Annotated in this window: 12 protein-coding genes and 2 pseudogenes; 12 read left to right on the top strand and 2 right to left on the bottom strand. The window is 60.4% G+C overall.

Features of this window, described 5'->3' with window-relative positions:
- Positions 1–897: 897 nt before the first annotated feature.
- Complete coding sequence (locus AC0L25_RS21330; RefSeq protein ID WP_473597327.1) at positions 898–2,064, top strand: DUF418 domain-containing protein; 1,167 nt, start codon at positions 898–900, stop codon at positions 2,062–2,064.
- Between the two features lie 1,043 nt (positions 2,065–3,107).
- On the opposite strand, the gene AC0L25_RS21325 is transcribed toward AC0L25_RS21330, so the two are convergent.
- The gene (locus AC0L25_RS21325) at positions 3,108–4,334 is read right to left on the bottom strand and encodes an MFS transporter (RefSeq protein WP_473597326.1); all 1,227 of its coding nucleotides are present in this window, start codon (positions 4,332–4,334) and stop codon (positions 3,108–3,110) included.
- Positions 4,335–4,966: 632 nt separating this feature from the next.
- Here AC0L25_RS21325 and nifH point away from each other — a divergent pair.
- The 9 genes from nifH to AC0L25_RS21280 all read left to right on the top strand — a co-directional run bounded on the left by nifH (position 4,967) and on the right by AC0L25_RS21280 (position 14,793).
- Positions 4,967–5,860, top strand: a complete 894-nt coding sequence (gene nifH, locus AC0L25_RS21320; protein WP_065010720.1) for a nitrogenase iron protein — start codon at positions 4,967–4,969, stop codon at positions 5,858–5,860.
- Between the two features lie 92 nt (positions 5,861–5,952).
- Positions 5,953–7,455 carry a nitrogenase molybdenum-iron protein alpha chain gene (gene nifD, locus AC0L25_RS21315; protein ID WP_473597325.1) on the top strand — a complete coding sequence of 501 codons (1,503 nt, stop codon included), beginning with the start codon at positions 5,953–5,955 and terminating at the stop codon, positions 7,453–7,455.
- Between the two features lie 129 nt (positions 7,456–7,584).
- A complete protein-coding gene (gene nifK, locus AC0L25_RS21310) occupies positions 7,585–9,126 on the top strand; it encodes a nitrogenase molybdenum-iron protein subunit beta (RefSeq protein ID WP_473597324.1) in 1,542 nt (513 codons plus the stop codon).
- A 62-nt stretch (positions 9,127–9,188) separates the two neighbouring features.
- Positions 9,189–10,691 (top strand): nitrogenase iron-molybdenum cofactor biosynthesis protein NifE, encoded by a 1,503-nt coding sequence (gene nifE / locus AC0L25_RS21305; protein ID WP_473597323.1) that lies wholly within the window; start codon positions 9,189–9,191, stop codon positions 10,689–10,691.
- Positions 10,688–12,070: a nitrogenase iron-molybdenum cofactor biosynthesis protein NifN gene (gene nifN / locus AC0L25_RS21300; protein ID WP_473597322.1), complete on the top strand. Its 1,383-nt coding sequence runs from the start codon at positions 10,688–10,690 to the stop codon at positions 12,068–12,070. Before nifE ends, nifN begins: the two co-directional genes overlap by 4 nt.
- On the top strand, positions 12,036–12,533 hold the full coding sequence (gene nifX / locus AC0L25_RS21295) for a nitrogen fixation protein NifX (RefSeq protein ID WP_473597321.1): 498 nt from the start codon (positions 12,036–12,038) through the stop codon (positions 12,531–12,533). Before nifN ends, nifX begins: the two co-directional genes overlap by 35 nt.
- 16 nt (positions 12,534–12,549) lie before the next feature.
- The gene (locus AC0L25_RS21290; protein ID WP_473511887.1) at positions 12,550–13,029 is read left to right on the top strand and encodes a NifX-associated nitrogen fixation protein; all 480 of its coding nucleotides are present in this window, start codon (positions 12,550–12,552) and stop codon (positions 13,027–13,029) included.
- A 73-nt stretch (positions 13,030–13,102) separates the two neighbouring features.
- On the top strand, positions 13,103–13,807 hold the full coding sequence (locus tag AC0L25_RS21285; RefSeq protein ID WP_473597320.1) for a response regulator transcription factor: 705 nt from the start codon (positions 13,103–13,105) through the stop codon (positions 13,805–13,807).
- 302 nt (positions 13,808–14,109) lie between these two features.
- The gene (locus tag AC0L25_RS21280) at positions 14,110–14,793 is read left to right on the top strand and encodes a universal stress protein (RefSeq protein ID WP_473597319.1); all 684 of its coding nucleotides are present in this window, start codon (positions 14,110–14,112) and stop codon (positions 14,791–14,793) included.
- A 548-nt stretch (positions 14,794–15,341) separates the two neighbouring features.
- Here the strand turns inward: AC0L25_RS21280 and AC0L25_RS21275 are convergent.
- Complete coding sequence (locus AC0L25_RS21275; protein WP_473597318.1) at positions 15,342–16,004, bottom strand: hypothetical protein; 663 nt, start codon at positions 16,002–16,004, stop codon at positions 15,342–15,344.
- 194 nt (positions 16,005–16,198) lie between these two features.
- Between AC0L25_RS21275 and AC0L25_RS21270 the strand changes: the two are divergent.
- Both AC0L25_RS21270 and AC0L25_RS21265 read left to right on the top strand, forming a co-directional pair.
- A pseudogene (locus tag AC0L25_RS21270) lies at positions 16,199–16,559 on the top strand (oligopeptide/dipeptide ABC transporter ATP-binding protein); the annotation flags it as partial.
- Between the two features lie 142 nt (positions 16,560–16,701).
- Positions 16,702–17,496 (top strand): annotated as a pseudogene (locus AC0L25_RS21265) (NAD(P)/FAD-dependent oxidoreductase); the annotation flags it as partial.
- Between the last annotated feature and the right edge of the window lie 394 nt (positions 17,497–17,890).

The raw sequence follows: 17,890 nt of genomic DNA, 5'->3' as shown, positions 1-17,890 counted from the left end.
ACCGGGCACGCAAATTGCGGTCGATCATCTTGTCGGTGGCACGTCCGCAATTCGAGCGAGAGCCTCGGCTGCGCCCTAACGTCGGCATTTGCCGATGATTTGACGGATCTCGCCAACTCGCGCCGAAGTTTGCTGATCATACGCTGCCTGACCTTCAAACGGCCATGAAGAGCAGATTACGCCCTATCTCCCAAGCTCGTCGGCTCCGCCAGTGGGACGAGTTCGATCCCATGAAGCTGGCGGACATGCTAATCGCGACGGTGAAGCCGTTGCGCTGACACCTTGCAACATCAGGACAACGTGCGACCCCTTTCAGGCGTCCTCCCGTCAGATCATTAGCGATTCCCCTCTTGTCGAGCACGACGCGCTTGCATCTCGGCTAGCCCATTCCGACTCAGGTGGACCGCCCCGGTGAGCCGATGACCTCAAATCCGGCCGGGTGTGCTTGCACCGGTGGCACCGAGGCAAGCGGCTTCCGGCGCCGGCACTGCAGGTCCAGGAAGCGCTGGACCTCGATCGTTTGGACTCTTTTCTGTTCCGGCGAATCTTGAAGGTGATCTGTCACGGTGGCTAGGCATACAGGTTTCACCAGAGGGCTGAAGCTGGCCGCGATTACTGAGGCCCGCGCGGCGTGCTGGTCGGATAATCCACTGTCTTCTGTGGTCTCTCGGGCCGCCGCCCATCCTTGAAAACGTCGGCTGCGCGACACCTTGTGTGTCGGATTTGTCAGGTCCGCGCCAACAGGCTCGGCGACCCAAGTCTGTGTTTGCCGCAGGCTGTAGCTCGATCCGCCAGATTGGCACGAGCTTTGCTCCCTCGGGGCGAGACCACGGCAGCAGCCGACGGGCCCTCCTATCGCGGGTCCCGCGATGAATACAACCAACGAAGGAATCCACCATGGCACTGCCGCACCGCATCTTCGAGAGCGGGTCACGAGATGGGTGGGCTGCAGCTCGGTTGGTCGGCATCGACCTTGCTCGCGGCTTGGCTGTCTTCGGCATGTATGCCGTCCATGTGGGTCCCGGCAGGGGCGAAGGACTGGTCGGTCATATGATGGCCTTCCCCTTTGGGCGGTCGTCCGTCCTGTTTGCCGTATTAACGGGTTTTTCGCTCATCCTGATTGCCGGCCGCAACCCGCCGAAATCGGCGCTAGCCGGTAGACAGGCCATTGCCAAGGTTGCAATTCGCGCCCTTATCCTGCTCGCCCTTGGCGAAATCCTCACCTATGTCCACGCGCCCGTCTCGGTCATTCTGGCATACTACGGCGTCTGCTTCCTGTTGGTCCTGCCGCTATGTCGGCTCAGCGCACAGCGGCTCGGGTTGCTCGCGGCGGTGACAGCATTGGCTCTCCCGCAGGTGCGTTTCCTCCTTCTCAAAATGTTTGGCTCCGGGAGCTCGGACCCTGAGGTGTTCACCCTCCTGGTCAGCGGCACCTATCCCGCCTTGACCTGGGTTCCTTTGCTGATCGCAGGCATGGCCATTGCGCGCTTTGACCTTCGCACGCGCGCAATGCATTTGCGCCTTGGTGTAGCCGGCGTCGCGCTGGCCGTGTTGGGCTTTGGAGGATCCTGGCTCGCGCTGCATTTGATGCCTGGGGTAAGCGCAGAGCTGGCCAATTTGCAAGAACTTGAGCTGACTCCTCAGCCCTGGTGGTGGCTGGACTTGGACGATCTCACAACGAGTTGGCTATGGATTGCCTCGCCTCATAGCGAGACGACGTTCTGGATTTTTGGCAGCGCCGGTTGCGCAATGATCGTCGTGGCGGCTTGCTCGCTTGCCATCGATGCGCTCCCGTTCGTGCGAAAGCTGGTCTCGCCAATAATCGCGGTCGGCTCGATGCCTTTGACGGCCTATCTTCTGCATATTCTGGGAATATATATGCTTGGAAGGCCTCACTCGCTGTCCGCGCTGTTTGGCTTCATCGTGGTTGTAAGCGCTTTCGCGGTGCTTTGGCTGCGCTTATTCCAGCGAGGACCGATGGAAGCGCTGATGGGTTGGATCGCAGATCGAGCGACGCGACGTCCGCTGAGCACCACGTCGCCCCGACTTTCGGATCGACAGTGACGCTCGCCAAAGAAAGCGAACCTGCCCGATGGGCCGACATAGCTGATAACTAAAATATCGCGCCTGCTCGGTACCATCGTGGCGCAACGCCAAGCCTTGCAACCATTGCCCCGCGCGCGGCTTTGACGAAACGAAATTCGAGTATGCTTGGCGCTTGTGCGCGATGTGTTTGATGCATCTCCGCAAAGTCCTTAATTTCGGACCGAAGGAGCCCTGTCGATTTCCACGGAGGTTGCTCCAGCGAATAGGCCCGTTCCGGCGCTGAAAGCGAACTCGCATTGCGATCAGGCGGCGCCATGCGCGCAAGTGCTTGGCAAAGCCGTCGCTGTCGGTTGACCGTGCCGTGTCGTTGGCTTGGTAGAGCCTGCGGATGGGCCACCGATGTGCCGTATGGCATTCGCTTGCCTTCTTTTCGCGGAAGTCTTTCGATATGAAACTGGTTAGTCGCTCTCGAAGAGAGATAGTCGCGCGAGCTGAGAGCGAATTGACGCTCCGCAAGTTGGATCCGGCGGGGCAACGCGCATTCTGCGCGCGCTTTTCTGTCACAGCCTGCTCGAATTTCTGGACCTTCGGCACTCGCGCAGCTCATCGCGGGTTCGACTTGAGTTTCGGATCGTGCAGGCGTGCTGTCGGGAACCGTCTCTCAGCGACTGTTGCGCGCGATAAAGGTGGCGGGCGCAACGGTCGAACTACGGGCCGGCCCGGCGTTTTTCATGGCGGGGTTTTGCATCGAGACCAGAGCGAGGCGACGCCTCAAGAACGGCACCTGCTCAGCCATCCAAGCGCAACCCGCGCTCGCCCCGGCTGCGTAACCAACTCCGCCCGGGCGAACGCTGATGCACTTCCTGTAGCCGCGAACGGTGAAGCCGGCGAGGCGAGGCGCCCGGCACTGGTCGGGCCCCAAGCGGAGGCAGTAGCAGCGAACTCCACGCGGCCTATCCAATAGGCGAGACGAAGCCCTGAACCGACAAGATAGTCGCGGGCAGGATCGCGCCGCACGGCTGGTGCGATTGCATCGAGGGCTGAGCTGAAGGTCTCTCCCGTCAGGAGGTGTAGGTTGCGCCTTTCGGGCCGAATAGGAACGCTGTGAGAGCGGCGAGGAACGTGGCTACTGCGCTGTAGGCAAACACACTGGCGACGCCGGCATTGTTCACTAGCAATCCGCCGAAAATCGCACCGGCTGCGATGGCAATTTGGAAGGTTGACGTCATCAGCACACCGGCGCTTTCAGCCTGCTCGGGAACGGCGCGCAGCACCATCCAAGTCTGTACCCCCACCGGCACCGCACCGAAGCCAAAGCTCCATACAGCAACCGCAATTGCCGAGGCGGACGCCGATGCTCCAGGCATCAGCAACGAGACAGCGGCTATCGCCATGAGCAGGGGCGGCAGCGCCGCGACTGCCTTGAGGCTGTGTTTTGCCAGGAAGGCGCCGGCTAAATTGCCGAAGAAGCCGCATACGCCAGAAACGAGCAACAGCAGCGAGATCGTCTCGATATGGAGCGCGGGAATCTTCTCGAGGTAAGCCCGGACATAGGTGAAGCTGGCGAAGTGCCCAGAAGCGACCAGCAATACGACCAAAAACGCGACCTTGATGGTTGGCTTCTTGATTACATTCAGCAGACCGCGGAATCCAGCCATTTCAACGGGCGGCAACGTCGGAATGGTTACGAGTTGCACCAGCAGTGTAACGGCATTGACGGCTGCGGCGATCGCGAAGGTGGCTCGCCATCCCCAGATGTCGCCGACATAGGCGCCGATCGGAGGCGTGCAAACGATGGCGACCGAAACGCCAGTGAAGATTATTGACATGGCGCGCGGCAGGAGGTGATTTGGAACGAGCCGCATCGCCAGCGATGCCGAAATCGACCAGAAGCCTCCAAGCGCAATGCCGAGCACGACGCGTGCCGCCAGGAAAACCGGTAGCGACCACGCGAGCTCAGCCAGAAGGTTGGACAGGATCTGAAGCAGCATCATCGCCCACAGGACGATCCTGCGGTCCAGGCGCTTTGTTATGAAGGCGACCGTCGGCGCAGAGATCGCCGCGGCAATCGCCGTCGCTGTCATCGTCTGTCCAGCCGCACCCTCTGTGACATGCAGATCATGCGCGAGCGGCGTCAGCACGCTGGCAGGCAAAAGCTCTGCCGCTACCAGCCCGAAGGTGCCTAGGGCAAGCGATATGACCGCGCCCCATGCGGGACGAGACCGTTGATCCGGCTTTTCTGGGCCGTGCAGAAAAGTCTCCATGAAGCCTGTCGCGGATTCGGTCATGAATAAGCTCGCCAGCTTGGGTGCAACTACAACATGGGTTGGCTGCATTGACCCGCATTCATGCCAGAAGCACGCCGTTGCCGGCGGCGTCGCACGAAGGGAATGTTCATCGCTGCCCGACATGTTTTGACAGCGCCGCGTGCAATATCAGTGCCGGTTTGTCCCAGCCGGACGAGGATGTGATCGTCGGCAGGCGTCGCATCAGTCATGTTCCATGCCGACTTCGCGGGCCAGTCTCGAACCAGCCATGCGCAACCAGCTACCGAGCACGGACGGCTGATGTCCCGCAGCGGGGCACGCAGCCGGTCGCTTTGCCGCGCCTGTATGCAGCCAAAAGGCGGCTCTAGCTCGAAGGCCCAGCTTCCTCCCTACCGGTCTCGAAGCTGACGCCTTTTGTCGGGCTTTGTCGGGTCCGCTACAGGGCTTGTCCCGACAATCACTTGTTTGGCAGCAAACACTTGTGGGAGCTCAGGCTAACTCGCGGGATATAAACGAAAAAATCCCTGTTGGTTATAAGCCAGTCTACTTGGCACGAGTCTTGAGACCCTTTCGGTGTGAGGCGGCAAAAGCTGCCCATTGGCATTCATATTGCGGCCAGCCGCGACGGATGGAACGAAGGAAGGAAATCTATAATGTCAGGTCTGCGTCAGATCGCCTTTTACGGAAAGGGCGGCATCGGCAAGTCCACCACCTCTCAAAACACGCTCGCCGCCCTGGTCGACCTCGGGCAAAGAATCCTCATCGTAGGCTGCGATCCCAAAGCCGACTCCACCCGCCTGATCCTGAACTCGAAGGCTCAGGATACTGTCCTGCATCTGGCGGCACAGGAAGGTTCGGTGGAAGATCTCGAGCTGCAGGACGTGCTCAAGATTGGCTACAGAGGCATCAAATGCGTGGAGTCCGGCGGCCCGGAGCCGGGTGTTGGCTGCGCCGGCCGAGGCGTCATCACATCAATCAACTTCCTCGAAGAGAACGGCGCCTATGACGATGTCGACTATGTCTCCTATGACGTGCTCGGCGACGTGGTTTGCGGCGGCTTCGCGATGCCAATCCGCGAGGGCAAGGCGCAGGAAATCTACATCGTTATGTCTGGGGAGATGATGGCGCTCTATGCCGCCAACAACATCGCCAAGGGCATCCTGAAATATGCCCATTCGGGCGGCGTGCGGCTCGGAGGCCTGATCTGCAACGAACGTCAAACCGACCGTGAGCTCGACCTCGCTGAAGCCCTGGCTTCCAGGCTCAATTCCAAGCTCATCCATTTCGTGCCGCGCGACAACATCGTCCAGCACGCCGAGCTCAGGAAGATGTCAGTTATCCAGTATGCGCCGGATTCCAAGCAGGCCGGAGAGTACCGCGCGCTGGCCGAGAAGATCCATGCCAATTCTGGCCAGGGTACCATCCCGACGCCGATCACCATGGAGGAGCTCGAGGACATGCTGCTCGACTTCGGCATCATGAAGACCGACGAGCAGATGCTTGCCGAGCTTCAGGCCAAGGAAGCGGCCAAGGCGGCCGCCCAGTAACGACCGACATTGGTCGCCTCTCGAGTTGGGGCGCCTTGCAAAGAACGGCGCCTCATCGGTGAGGCGTCATCAGACACCTTGAAAGGGGTCCCATGAGCCTGGAATACGAGAATGATGGTGCTCTCCATGCGAAGCTTATCGAGGAGGTGCTATCGCAATATCCCGACAAGGCGGCGAAGCGCCGCAAAAAACACCTGAGCATCGCAAAGAGCGGGGATGAGGCTGGCGGGGAAAGTGACATCCTTTCCGAGTGCGACGTCAAATCGAACATCAAGTCCATCCCCGGGGTGATGACAATCCGCGGCTGCGCCTATGCCGGCTCAAAGGGCGTGGTCTGGGGCCCAGTCAAGGATATGGTCCATATCTCGCACGGCCCCGTCGGTTGCGGCCAATATTCCTGGTCACAGCGCCGCAACTACTACGTCGGCACAACGGGCATCGACACGTTCGGGACAATGCAGTTCACCTCCGATTTCCAAGAGAAAGACATTGTCTTCGGGGGTGACAAGAAACTGGAACAGATCATCGACGAGATCGAGCGACTGTTTCCGCTGAACAACGGCATCACGGTGCAGTCCGAATGCCCGATCGGTCTCATTGGCGATGACACCGAGGCAGTTTCTCGTAAGAAGGCCAAGGAATACGAAAAGACCATCGTGCCGGTGCGCTGCGAGGGTTTCCGCGGCGTCTCGCAATCACTCGGCCACCACATCGCCAATGACTCGATCCGCGACTGGGTCTTCGACAAGAAGGACATCGAGTTCGAGGCCGGAGCTTACGACGTCAACGTGATCGGCGACTATAATATTGGCGGGGACGCCTGGGCCTCGCGCATCTTGCTTGAGGAGATAGGATTGCGCGTGGTCGGCAACTGGTCGGGCGACGCAACACTGGCCGAGATTGAGCGCGCGCCAAAGGCCAAGCTCAATCTCATCCACTGCTACCGCTCGATGAACTACATCTGCCGGCATATGGAAGAAAAGTATGGCGTCGCCTGGATGGAGTACAATTTCTTCGGACCGTCCCAGATCGAGACCTCTCTGCGCAACATAGCCAAGCATTTCGGGCCGGAGATCGAGGAGAAAACCGAGAGGGTGATCGCCAAGTACAGACCGCTTGTTGACGCCGTCATCTCCAAGTACCGGCCGCGTCTCGAAGGCAATACCGTCATGCTCTACGTCGGTGGCCTGCGCCCCCGCCACGTCATCACAGCTTACGAGGACCTCGGCATGGTCATCGTCGGCACCGGCTACGAGTTCGCCCACAACGATGACTATCAGCGCACGGGCCACTACGTAAAGAACGGCACGCTGATCTATGACGACGTTACCGGTTACGAGTTGGAGAAGTTCATCGAGGGAGTTCGCCCCAACCTCGTCGGCTCTGGCATCAAGGAAAAATACCCGGTGCAGAAGATGGGCATCCCGTTCCGTCAGATGCACTCCTGGGACTATTCGGGCCCCTATCACGGCTATGACGGCTTTGCCATTTTCGCGCGCGACGTGGATCTTGCCATCAACAATCCGGTCTGGGATCTCTACCAGGCCCCTTGGAAAGAAAGCCCGCCCAGTGGGCGGGCGATAGCTGCCGAATAGACGCCCTGTCCTGGCCTAGTCTCCCCAGAGAGACACGAACCCCGCGGGCTTGTGAGCCCCGGGAAACCGGAAACGTCTTGACGTACTGAGCTGCCGAATGGCGCGGCCAGATTAAACAGAGGAATACCAATGCCGCAGTCGGCCGAAAAGATTCTCGACCACGCTCCCCTGTTCCGCGAGCCGGAATACAGGCAAATGCTCGCCGAGAAGAAGCTGAATTTCGAATGTCCGCACCCGGATCAGATCGTTACCGATCAAGGCGAATTTACCAAGACCTGGGAATACCGCGAAAAGAACCTCGCCCGGGAAGCGCTTGTGATAAATCCCGCCAAGGCCTGCCAGCCGCTCGGTGCGGTGTTCGCGGCCGCGGGCTTCGAGCGGACCATGTCCTTCGTCCACGGCAGCCAGGGCTGCGTGGCCTATTACCGCTCGCACCTGTCACGCCATTTCAAGGAGCCTGCTTCGGCGGTTTCCTCCTCGATGACCGAGGACGCGGCAGTATTCGGCGGCCTGAAGAACCTGGTCGACGGGCTCGCCAACACCTACCAGCTTTACGACCCGAAGATGATCGCAGTTTCGACGACCTGTATGGCGGAGGTCATTGGCGACGACCTGCACAGTTTCATCGAGAACGCCAAAGACGAAAATTCGGTCCCGCGCGACTTTGACGTGCCCTTTGCCCACACGCCCGCCTTCGTCGGTAGCCATGTCGACGGCTATGATGGCATGCTGAAGGGCATTCTGGAGCACTTCTGGAAAGGCCAGGAGCGCACGGAAGCCAAGGGAACCATCAACGTCATTCCGGGCTTCGACGGCTTCTGCGTTGGCAACAACCGGGAAATCAAACGTCTGCTCGATGTGATGGGTGTGTCCTACACCTTCATCCAGGACGCGTCTGACCAGTTCGACACCCCATCGGACGGGGAATACCGGATGTATGACGGCGGCACGAAGATCGAAGAGGTGAAGGGGGCACTCGACGCCGAGGCGACGGTTTCACTGCAGCACTACAACACCCGAAAAACCCTCGACTACTGCGGGCAAGTTGGGCAGGCCACGGCTTCGTTCCATTATCCGCTCGGCGTCCAGGCGACTGACGAATTCCTGATGAAGATCTCGGCGCTTTCCGGGAAGGAAATCCCCGAGGCAATCCGGCTGGAGCGCGGCCGACTGATTGATGCCATGGCGGACAGCCAGTCCTGGCTGCACGGCAAGAAATACGCGATCTACGGCGACCCGGACTTCGTGTACGCCATGGCCCGCTTCGTCATGGAAACGGGCGGCGAGCCGACACATTGCCTCGCCACCAACGGCACCTCGGCGTGGGAAGCCGAGTTGAAGGAACTGCTTGCATCCTCGCCCTTCGGCAAGGACGCTCAGGTCTGGGCGGGCAAAGACCTTTGGGCTATGCGGTCGCTGCTCTTCACCGAGCCAGTGGACCTGCTGATCGGCAATTCCTATGGCAAGTATCTGGAGCGCGACACCGGCACGCCGCTGATCAGGCTGACGTTTCCGATCTTCGACCGGCACCACCACCATCGCTTTGCGCTCATGGGCTACCAGGGCGGGTTACGCGTGCTGACGACGATCCTCGACAAGATCTTCGACAAGCTCGATCGCGAGACGAGCCAGACGGGCGTGACGGACTATTCATATGACCTCACCCGCTAGAACACACGGCCGGCTTTTCGCACAGGCGGTTCGTTGCCGAATTGGCTTTGGGGACTGACGCGATGACCTCGCTCAGTGCCAAAATCAAGGACGTTTTCGACGAGCCCGCCTGCGACAAGAACCGCGGCAAGGATGCCAAGGCACGCAAGCAGGGCTGCACAAGCCCGCTGACGCCAGGAGCGGCAGCGGGCGGTTGCGCCTTTGACGGGGCCAAGATCGTCCTGCAGCCGATCACTGACGTTGCGCATTTGGTCCATGCGCCGCTCGCCTGCGAGGGCAATTCCTGGGACAACCGCGGTGCAGCTTCCTCTGGGCCCAGCTTATGGCGCACAAGCTTCACCACCGACCTTACCGAACTCGAGGTGGTGATGGGGCAGGGCGAGCGGAAGCTCTTCAAGGCGATCCGCGAAATCAAGGAAGCGTATGCGCCGCCCGCAGTCTTTGTCTATTCGACCTGCGTGACGGCACTCATCGGCGACGATATCGGGGCCGTCTGCAAACGCGCCGCCGAAAAATTCGGCTTGGCCGTAGTCCCGATCAATGCGCCCGGACTGGCCGGCTCCAAGAACCTCGGCAACAAGCTCGCCGCCGAGGCGTTGCTCGACCATGTCATCGGCACGGTGGAACCCGACGACGCCGGGCCGTACGACATCAACATCCTTGGTGAATTCAACCTTTCCGGCGAATTCTGGCTGATAAAGCCGCTCCTTGATCGGCTCGGGATCAGGGTACGCGCCTGCATTCCGGGCGACGCGCGCTATCTCGACATTGCTTCCGCGCATCGCGCCCGGGCGGCTATGGTGGTCTGCTCGACGGCCCTCATCAATCTAGCCCGCAAGATGGACGAGCGCTGGGACATCCCTTTCTTCGAGGGCTCCTTCTACGGGATCTCGGACACCTCGGAAGCCCTCCGCAAAATTGCTGAGCTGCTGGTGCGGAAGGGTGCAGATCGGGAGATCCTCGACCGCACAGAGACGCTGATCGCTGAGCAGGAGGCGATTGCATGGGAGAAGCTCGAGGCCTACCGGCGGGGGCTGCAAGGCAAGCGCGTGCTGCTCAACACGGGTGGTGTGAAGTCCTGGTCGGTCGTCCATGCGCTGATGGAGATCGGCATGGAGATCGTGGGCACCTCGGTCAAGAAATCCACGGTCGAAGACAAGGAGCGCATCAAACAGATCCTAAAGGACGACAACCACATGTTCGAGCAGATGGCAGCGCGCGACCTTTACGCCATGCTCTCAGAAGGCAAGGCCGATATCATGCTGTCGGGTGGGCGCACGCAATTCGTCGCGCTCAAGGCCAAGACGCCCTGGCTCGACATCAACCAGGAGCGCCAACACCCTTACGCCGGTTACGACGGCATGGTGGAACTCGTACGCCAGATCGACCTCGCCATTCACAACCCGATCTGGTGCCAGGTGCGCGAGCGGGCCCCGTGGGAGTGCCAGCCCCATGGGAAGGACGAATTGCCGAGCACCAAGAATGACACGGCGACCATGCGCGCTGTCCAGGAATTCGCCGGCACGACGCGGACTATTTCGGCTGGTGTTGAGGAAATCCGATGACCCGCATCCTTTCCCAGACCAAGTCAGCCTCGGTTAACCCACTGGAATCATCTCAGCCGCTGGGTGCCGCCTTGGCCTTTCTAGGGATCGACGGCGCAGTGCCGCTGTTCCACGGCAGCCAGGGCTGCACCAGCTTCGCGCTCGTGCTCTTCGTGCGGCATTTCAAGGAAACGATCCCCCTACAGACCACCGCCATGGATGAAGTGACAACCATCCTCGGCGGGTCGGACAATCTGGAAGAGGCGATCCTCAATCTTAAGACTCGCACGAAGCCAAAGCTGATCGGGGTCTGCACGACGGCGCTGGTGGAAACCCGTGGCGAAGATTCCGCAGGCGACATCGCCGACATCAGGCTGAAACGGGCGGAAGAACTCGCGGGTACTGAGATCGTGCTGGCCAACACGCCGGATTTCAGCGGCGCCCTCGAAGAGGGCTGGGCCAAGGCTGTCACCGCGATGATCGAAGGCATTACGCGGCCTGGCGAGCGGGCGCGCCAGTCAAAGAAGATCGCAATCCTGCCCGGCTGGAACCTCACTGTGGCTGACATCGAGCATTTGCGCGAGATGGTTGAAAGCTTTGGGCTGCACCCGGTGATTTTGCCGGACCTCTCAGGCTCGCTTGACGGTACTGTACCAGACCACTGGGTCCCGACCACCTATGGCGGTACGAGCGTCGAGGACATCCGCGAGCTCGGCGCGGCCGAGCACTGCATCGCCATCGGCGAGCATATGCGCCGGCCGGCCGAGGTGCTGCACAAGGTGACCGGCGTCCCTTACGTGCTGTTCGAGTCACTGACCGGATTGAAGGACGCCGATCAGTTTGTTTCCCTGCTGTCCACGATTTCTGGAGAGTCTGTGCCGGCCAGTGTGCGCCGCCGGCGGGCGCAATTGCAGGATGCGCTGCTCGACGGACATTTCCATTTCGGAGGCAAGAAAATTGCTATCGCTGCTGAACCAGACCAACTCTATCAATTCGCAACCTTCTTCACGGGCATGGGCTCCAAAATCGCGGCGGCGGTCACGACGACCGATATGTCGGAAATTCTGGAAAAGGTACCGGCGGAGTCGATTCAGATCGGCGATCTCGGCGATTTGGAAACGCTTGCCGGCGGCGCTGATCTTCTGGTCACCCATTCACATGGACGCCAGGCGTCGCAGCGCCTTGGCATTCCGCTCATGCGCGTCGGCTTCCCCGTGTTCGACCGGCTCGGCAGCCAGCACAAGCTCTCAATCCTCTATCAAGGGACCCGTGATCTGGTTTTCGAGGTTGCCAACATGTTCCAAGCCGACCGGCATGCGCCGACGCCTGAGGAACTTGATCCATTCCGCAAGCGGGAAACGCCAGGTGGGCCCCGTTCGTCGCCTCTCAGTCGTCACTGACGAGGTTCAAGGTCCGATGCGTGAACGACAAGCAGGCGCTTTGCGCGTGGCAATCGCAACCCAGGACTTGAAGGAGCTCAATGCACATTTCGGGTCCGCCAAGCGCTTTGTCATCTACGATGTGACGCGCGAGGAATGGAACCTCCTGGAAGCTCTTGCCTTCGACGACGTCTCCGACGAAAGGGGGAAACATCGGACCGAGGGGGATGACCGCATCGCACCGAAGGTGGAAGCGCTGAAGGGCTGCCACCTCCTGTTTTGTCTGGCGATCGGCGGACCTTCGGCAGCCAAGCTTGTCTCGGCAAAAATCCATCCAATCAAGGTGCCGCAGCCACAACCCATCCAAGAGGTGCTGTTGCGCACGCAGACGATGCTGAGGACATGTCCTCCGCCCTGGCTGCGCAAGGTGCTGGCCGAAGCTGGTGTCGCCGGAGAGAAACCGTCCTTCGAGGACGAGGACTGAAACGAGGAAGAGCGAAATGTTTGAAGTCGCGGTTAGCCCTGCTGTCAACGAGGACGAGGCGGCCCTTGCCAGCCCGTTCGTCAAATGCCTCGTGCGGTTGATCCGTGCTCAAGATTCCCACGGGTCATGGGACGGCAAAGCGGACGCCGAGTTGCTGGCCGACTTCATCGTCAGCAAGGAACAGCGCCGTACGATTCCAATAATCGGCGATCCCGATCCGGACGTGCTGTGGAGGCTCGACAAGTTTTACACTGCCGTCGCCCTTGCGATCGAAGAGCGCTCCGGCCTGATGGCATCGCCGATGATCGAAATGAGCCATGAGGGCTTCGGGCGCGTGCTTTTCACCGCCGGGCGTCTGGTCGTTCTGTCCAAGACCCTGCGCGACGTGCATCGGTTCGGCTTCGAGACCCTCCGCAAGCTCGCCGAGGCCGGCACGAAACTGGTCGGCGACGCAATCGCAGCCATCGAAACCTATCCCGAGGTAGCACGCGCGTGATGGAAGCAGGCGTCGATGGCCACCTTACGCCGCCGACCCGGTCCGGGCCGATGGGGCTCTTGGGGTAGTGCCGATGAAGCCGCTGGTGCTGATCTGTTCGGACGATGCGGAGTTCTATCTGATGTATAGCCACGTTCTGGAGGCGGACGGCTTCGCCAGTGAGCCGGCAGGCTGCGTGAAGGATGCATTTGCATTGGCCGACCAGCGGGACTTCAAAGCTGTGGTGCTGGACTGCGGGCCAGCGAGCATAACCGGGTCTGCAATCTGCGCCCGGCTCAAGGGGGAGCCGCGGACCGCCGACCTGCCCATCATTGCCCTGATCGCGCCGGGCGCGGCGAACCAGCACCTCGATCTCCTGAAGGCTGGCATTGACGAGAGCTTTGTGCGGCCGATCGCCCCGGCCAAGCTGCTCGACTGTCTACGCGCGAGGCTGGCGCTGACCAAGCGGGCTGCAAATGGTCTTGAAAGTGGCGGTTGGCTCTCCTGTGGCGGCCTCGAGATAAAGCTCGACGCCCACCGGGTTCGCGGTAACGGCCACGATATCCACCTCGGACCCATCGAGTTCAACGTGCTGCGGCTTATGATTGAAGCTCCCGGGAAGGTCTTCAGCCGGGACGAACTTATCGGCGCGGCCTGGCCGCCCAACATCCATGTCGGTGCACGCACCGTCGATGTGCATATCAGTCGCATCAGAAAAGCCCTGAAAACGGCTTCGCCCGGCAGCGTCATTCGCACCGTCAGGTCGGCTGGCTATTCGCTCGAGAAGCCGGACGACTGAATTAAGTGCTGGGTGTGGTGCCACTCCCCTCCCGCGCGCGGTGAGCCGGTCCTGCGGCCTGAAACGCCCTAAACGAATACTCAGGAGAAGCAGGCAAATGGCTTTTAAAAGCGTACTCTGTGCGACCGGCGCTGACAATTCCGATCAGGACGTCAGAACTGCCGCCGGCTTATGTGCCGAAGTCGGCGCGCACCTTTCCGTACTGGTTATACCGCCTCCGATGCTCCTTATGTCGTATCCGTCGATCGGAGATGGTGTCCCCGAGTGGCCTGGAGGACGTGGACAGGCAATTGCCAGATTGAATGACCGGTTTCGACAAATCGATCGATTTACACAGGACGTGGCCAGAATGGAAAGACGCTCCAAAAGATATCCAGAGACTGCTGAGAGCTATGTCGCTCGCCTATGACGTTGACACCGACTATTGCGATCCGGCAAGCTTGGGCGAAGTGGCACGACAGCGGGCGCTCTGCGCCGACCTCACGATCATCGGACCGTGTCTCCTCAATGACGAGAATCTCGGACCTCCTGTTGTCAACGGCTGCTTGTTCGATACGGGAAGGCCGGTGCTCGTTGTGCCGAAGGGCACTGAGGCGACCTTGTGGCCACGGCGCGTCCTGGTCGGTTGGGATTCGCGAGTCGAGGCGTCCCGTGCGGTTCGGGAAGCGCTGGGTGTCTTATGCGCTGCTGAGGAAGTTCGTGTTGCCCTGGTCGATCCGAAGGTGAACTATAACGGGAACGGCGCGGAGCCTGGAGCCGACATCGCTGCCTATCTCACTCGGCACGGTGCTCGGGTGTCGGTTGACCTGTTGCCAAGTGCCGGCAAACCGGCGGCCACGGTGCTTGCGCAGCACGCAATCGACACGTCCGCCGACATGATAGTCATGGGCGCTTATGGCAGCCGTCGGCTGCGTGAGCGGCTGTTTGGCGGTGTGACCAAATGGATTTTTGAAAAGCCGACATTGCCGCTGTTTTTGGCTCGATGACGGTTCCGGTGCCGCACCGATGCTGTTCGAAGCTCTACGGTGATGCGTGGATTCATACCGTAGATGCGCTCCATCGAAACAATCGAGTTTACGGAAAGTAACGAACATGAAAAAGCTTTGCTCAGGAGGCGACGCCCACCGGAAATCTCTCCGGTCATGCGCAAGGCGGAAGGTGGAACGGAGTCCTCCCAATTCTGATGCCCAGGGTACACCACGCAATTTAATCGCTCGCTTTCCTGGCGCAATCCTGCGGACACGAGCCTGACGATTGTGCTCGCGAACGCGAGACGCTTTCCGTCCTTTGTCGAGGCTGCCTTCAGGCGTGTCGGGAGGGAGATCGTCTGGAAGGGGAAGGCATTGACGAGGTAGGCCGCGAACACAGGCGTAACCAGGCGCTGATCCGGATAGAAGCGGCTATTTCAGTCCCGGCCGAGGTGGACCTGCCGATTGGCGAGGCCTGCTAAGGCGGCCACCAAGCACGGTTGGAAGCCAAAGACGACTTTTGATGAGCTCGTCTAATGGTCGAGACCGATTGTCACGCTTCGGAATCACGGTCGTTTAAAGGGAAAGATAATGATCTCGCCGGAGGGCAAACGCGTCTGGTCTCCGGACACGGCCGGGATGGTTGGGGTGCGCAGTGGTGCGCCGCTATCCGGCGCGCCCGAGGCAAAGGCCCTACGTGGCTTGCCGTTGTAACACCAACTCGCCGGATAGCCGGACACTACGCCGGCGTTGTCGACGGAGTTCGGGCCAAAACCGTCTCTGTAGAACCCCACCGTATGAAAGATGAAGGTATCTAGTTCGATATCGACGAGAACGATGATGTGCGCCTTCCACCCGAACCTTGGGTCGAAGCCGCTCATCCGATCCTGGAGCCGTGAGTCAACGCTCGCGGTCAGATAATCCTTGCTGCTTCCAGCGTAGAGAACATCTGCGCCGGATCCGCAGAGCTTGTCATTGTCCCTCCCGAAAATGCGCGGTTCGTCGCGGCCATTGTCACCGTAGAGTTCGTCCCATGCCTTCTCGCCGCAGGATCCGTGATCGCTTTCCCGGGTCAAAGATTGGTCGTCGCCTCCGCAATCGGCGATCCGGTCGATGCCACTAGAACCTAAGCTAACATCGTGACGCTCGTTGCCGAAGGCTTCGGAAGCTGGTTGACCGCTAAGAAACCGTTTCAGCTGTACGATGAGTTTTTTGATTTCAATTCTCACAGATGCAGCCCACCACGCGACGAAGCGCCTCCATATATCGCTCGTCGAGTCATCGCTCTAATCGATTGCCATTATGCTCTCATTTGCACGATGAATGTTCCCACGTGCATTTCGCCTTTCCGCCGAGCAGTGCGCATGGCACTGCGGCGGCCCCACTGGGTGGCCAATCATCTGAACATTCGAGATGCCAAACCGCCGACCGTGGGGTGGTCACGTATCTCGGCCACATCGTCGAGCAGGGCACCACAGACCAGATATTGTCGCCGCTCTACCACCCCCATACCGATGCACTTTTATCGGCCATCCCGATCGCCGACACCTGTGTCGTCTAGAAACACATTGTGCTCGAAAGCGACATTTCCTCGGCGATGGATCCGCCGAGGCGGCTGCCCCTTCCAGACGCGCTGTCCGCGCAAGCATCTCGTTCCCAGAGCAATTTGTGAGCGCGAGGTTCCGCCGATCCGAAAGCTGCCCGGTAGCCATAATATCAAGTGCCACCTACCTGACGACGCGGTCTTCGCAGTGATGGAGCCGGTCATCAAACTCAAGCTTTAGCCCGAAGAGGAGGCGGGGGTGAGAGAGGCGGGATCGGGATAGGATCAATTCGCGGTCGTGTGTGCGCCAGCTGCTGTGCGGCCGTGTCGACGTCTCTAAGGTGGACACGCTTGTCGTTGGCGGCGGCCAAGGGGGAGTGGCTATGAGCGAGCACCTGAGCAAGTGCGGGGGTGCCTCATCTAATTCTTGAACGCGGCCGGATTGCCGAACGCTGGGCGCTTGGAGCGGTGGGACCTCCCTCGTTGCCAATGGCCGGGCCTGGCATGACCGGTTCCCGGACATGGAGTTTCCGGGGACCGGTCCCGATGACTTTGCCTCCAAAGGAGGAGGTCGCCGACTATTTTGTCGCTTATGCAAAGCAAATCAATGCGCGATCCGCTGCGGCGTGGAGGTCAAGCTCGGGCAAAGAAATGTCGGGCGGCCCGGATTCCGCGTCGAGACGCCGGACGGCGTGATCGAAGCCAACAGCATCATCGCCGCGACCGGACCTTTCCAGATCCCCGTCACGATCGCCCGCCGCGGGCCTATTGCGGGCGCGACTTCTAATGGTGGCTGAGCGCCCTCAGCAAGTGGGACGCCGAGACCCCGAGACCCGGCATTGCCCGCGGCGACGCAAGCTTGATGTCGCTGCTGGATGAAGCCGACGCCTATGTCGCTCGCAACCGTCTCGACCTCTCGGAAGAGCCCGCGGACCGTCGCATCGACTAGGATCCGGAATGCGTGACCAATCCGATCCGCGAGCTCGACCTGGCCGAGGCCGGGATAGCGGCGATCGTCTGGGCGACAGGTTTGCTGTCGATTACAGCTGGCTGAAGGTCGACGCCTTCGACGAGAAGGGCCGGCCAAGGCACCACCGTGGCGTCTCGAGCGAGCCCGGCTCAATTTCCTGGGTTCACCTTGGCAGTCGCAAAGAGGGTCCAGCTTCTTCTGGGGCGTCTGACATGATGCCAAACACGTGGCCGACTGTATTTCGACGCAGTGAAACTATCTGGCCTACCATGCTGCCGCGAAGGGCCAGCCCGTGGATGCCAGACCTGACCCTGCCCGGCCTGCGGTGTGGAAGGGTTACTGCCGCGAGCATCCATCTGCCCGCATCGTCGGTTATCCGACAATGTCCGGTTCCGGACGAGCTGGAATTCGAGAACTCATTGCTTGGGCAGACTTCTTTTCCGGCACGCTTCATGCATGGGAGTTTTCGAACGCATTTGTGAGATGTCATCCCATGCTAGCCCCTCGAAGAACGAGCCGCGCCCGTTTGAAAAAGCCAAATCCTGTGGTGGAGGCGGCCGCTAGAAGCCGCCGTAACATCCGGAAAAGCTGCGCGACAGCAT

The sequence above is a fragment of the Mesorhizobium sp. WSM4813 genome (assembly GCF_055811555.1).
The sequence above is the reverse complement of the archived record's forward strand: the minus strand, read 5'-3'. Positions and strand labels throughout refer to the sequence as shown.

Bases quoted from the DNA above. Each gene is read 5' to 3' on its own strand.
- AC0L25_RS21280 (WP_473597319.1), top strand. From the start codon at position 14,110: ATGACCGGTTTCGACAAATCGATCGATTTACACAGGACGTGGCCAGAA.
- nifK (WP_473597324.1), top strand. From the start codon at position 7,585: ATGCCGCAGTCGGCCGAAAAGATTCTCGACCACGCTCCCCTGTTCCGC.
- AC0L25_RS21325 (WP_473597326.1), bottom strand. From the start codon at position 4,334: ATGACCGAATCCGCGACAGGCTTCATGGAGACTTTTCTGCACGGCCCA.
- AC0L25_RS21290 (WP_473511887.1), top strand. From the start codon at position 12,550: ATGTTTGAAGTCGCGGTTAGCCCTGCTGTCAACGAGGACGAGGCGGCC.
- nifH (WP_065010720.1), top strand. From the start codon at position 4,967: ATGTCAGGTCTGCGTCAGATCGCCTTTTACGGAAAGGGCGGCATCGGC.
- nifE (WP_473597323.1), top strand. From the start codon at position 9,189: ATGACCTCGCTCAGTGCCAAAATCAAGGACGTTTTCGACGAGCCCGCC.
- nifN (WP_473597322.1), top strand. From the start codon at position 10,688: ATGACCCGCATCCTTTCCCAGACCAAGTCAGCCTCGGTTAACCCACTG.
- AC0L25_RS21330 (WP_473597327.1), top strand. From the start codon at position 898: ATGGCACTGCCGCACCGCATCTTCGAGAGCGGGTCACGAGATGGGTGG.
- nifD (WP_473597325.1), top strand. From the start codon at position 5,953: ATGAGCCTGGAATACGAGAATGATGGTGCTCTCCATGCGAAGCTTATC.
- AC0L25_RS21285 (WP_473597320.1), top strand. From the start codon at position 13,103: ATGAAGCCGCTGGTGCTGATCTGTTCGGACGATGCGGAGTTCTATCTG.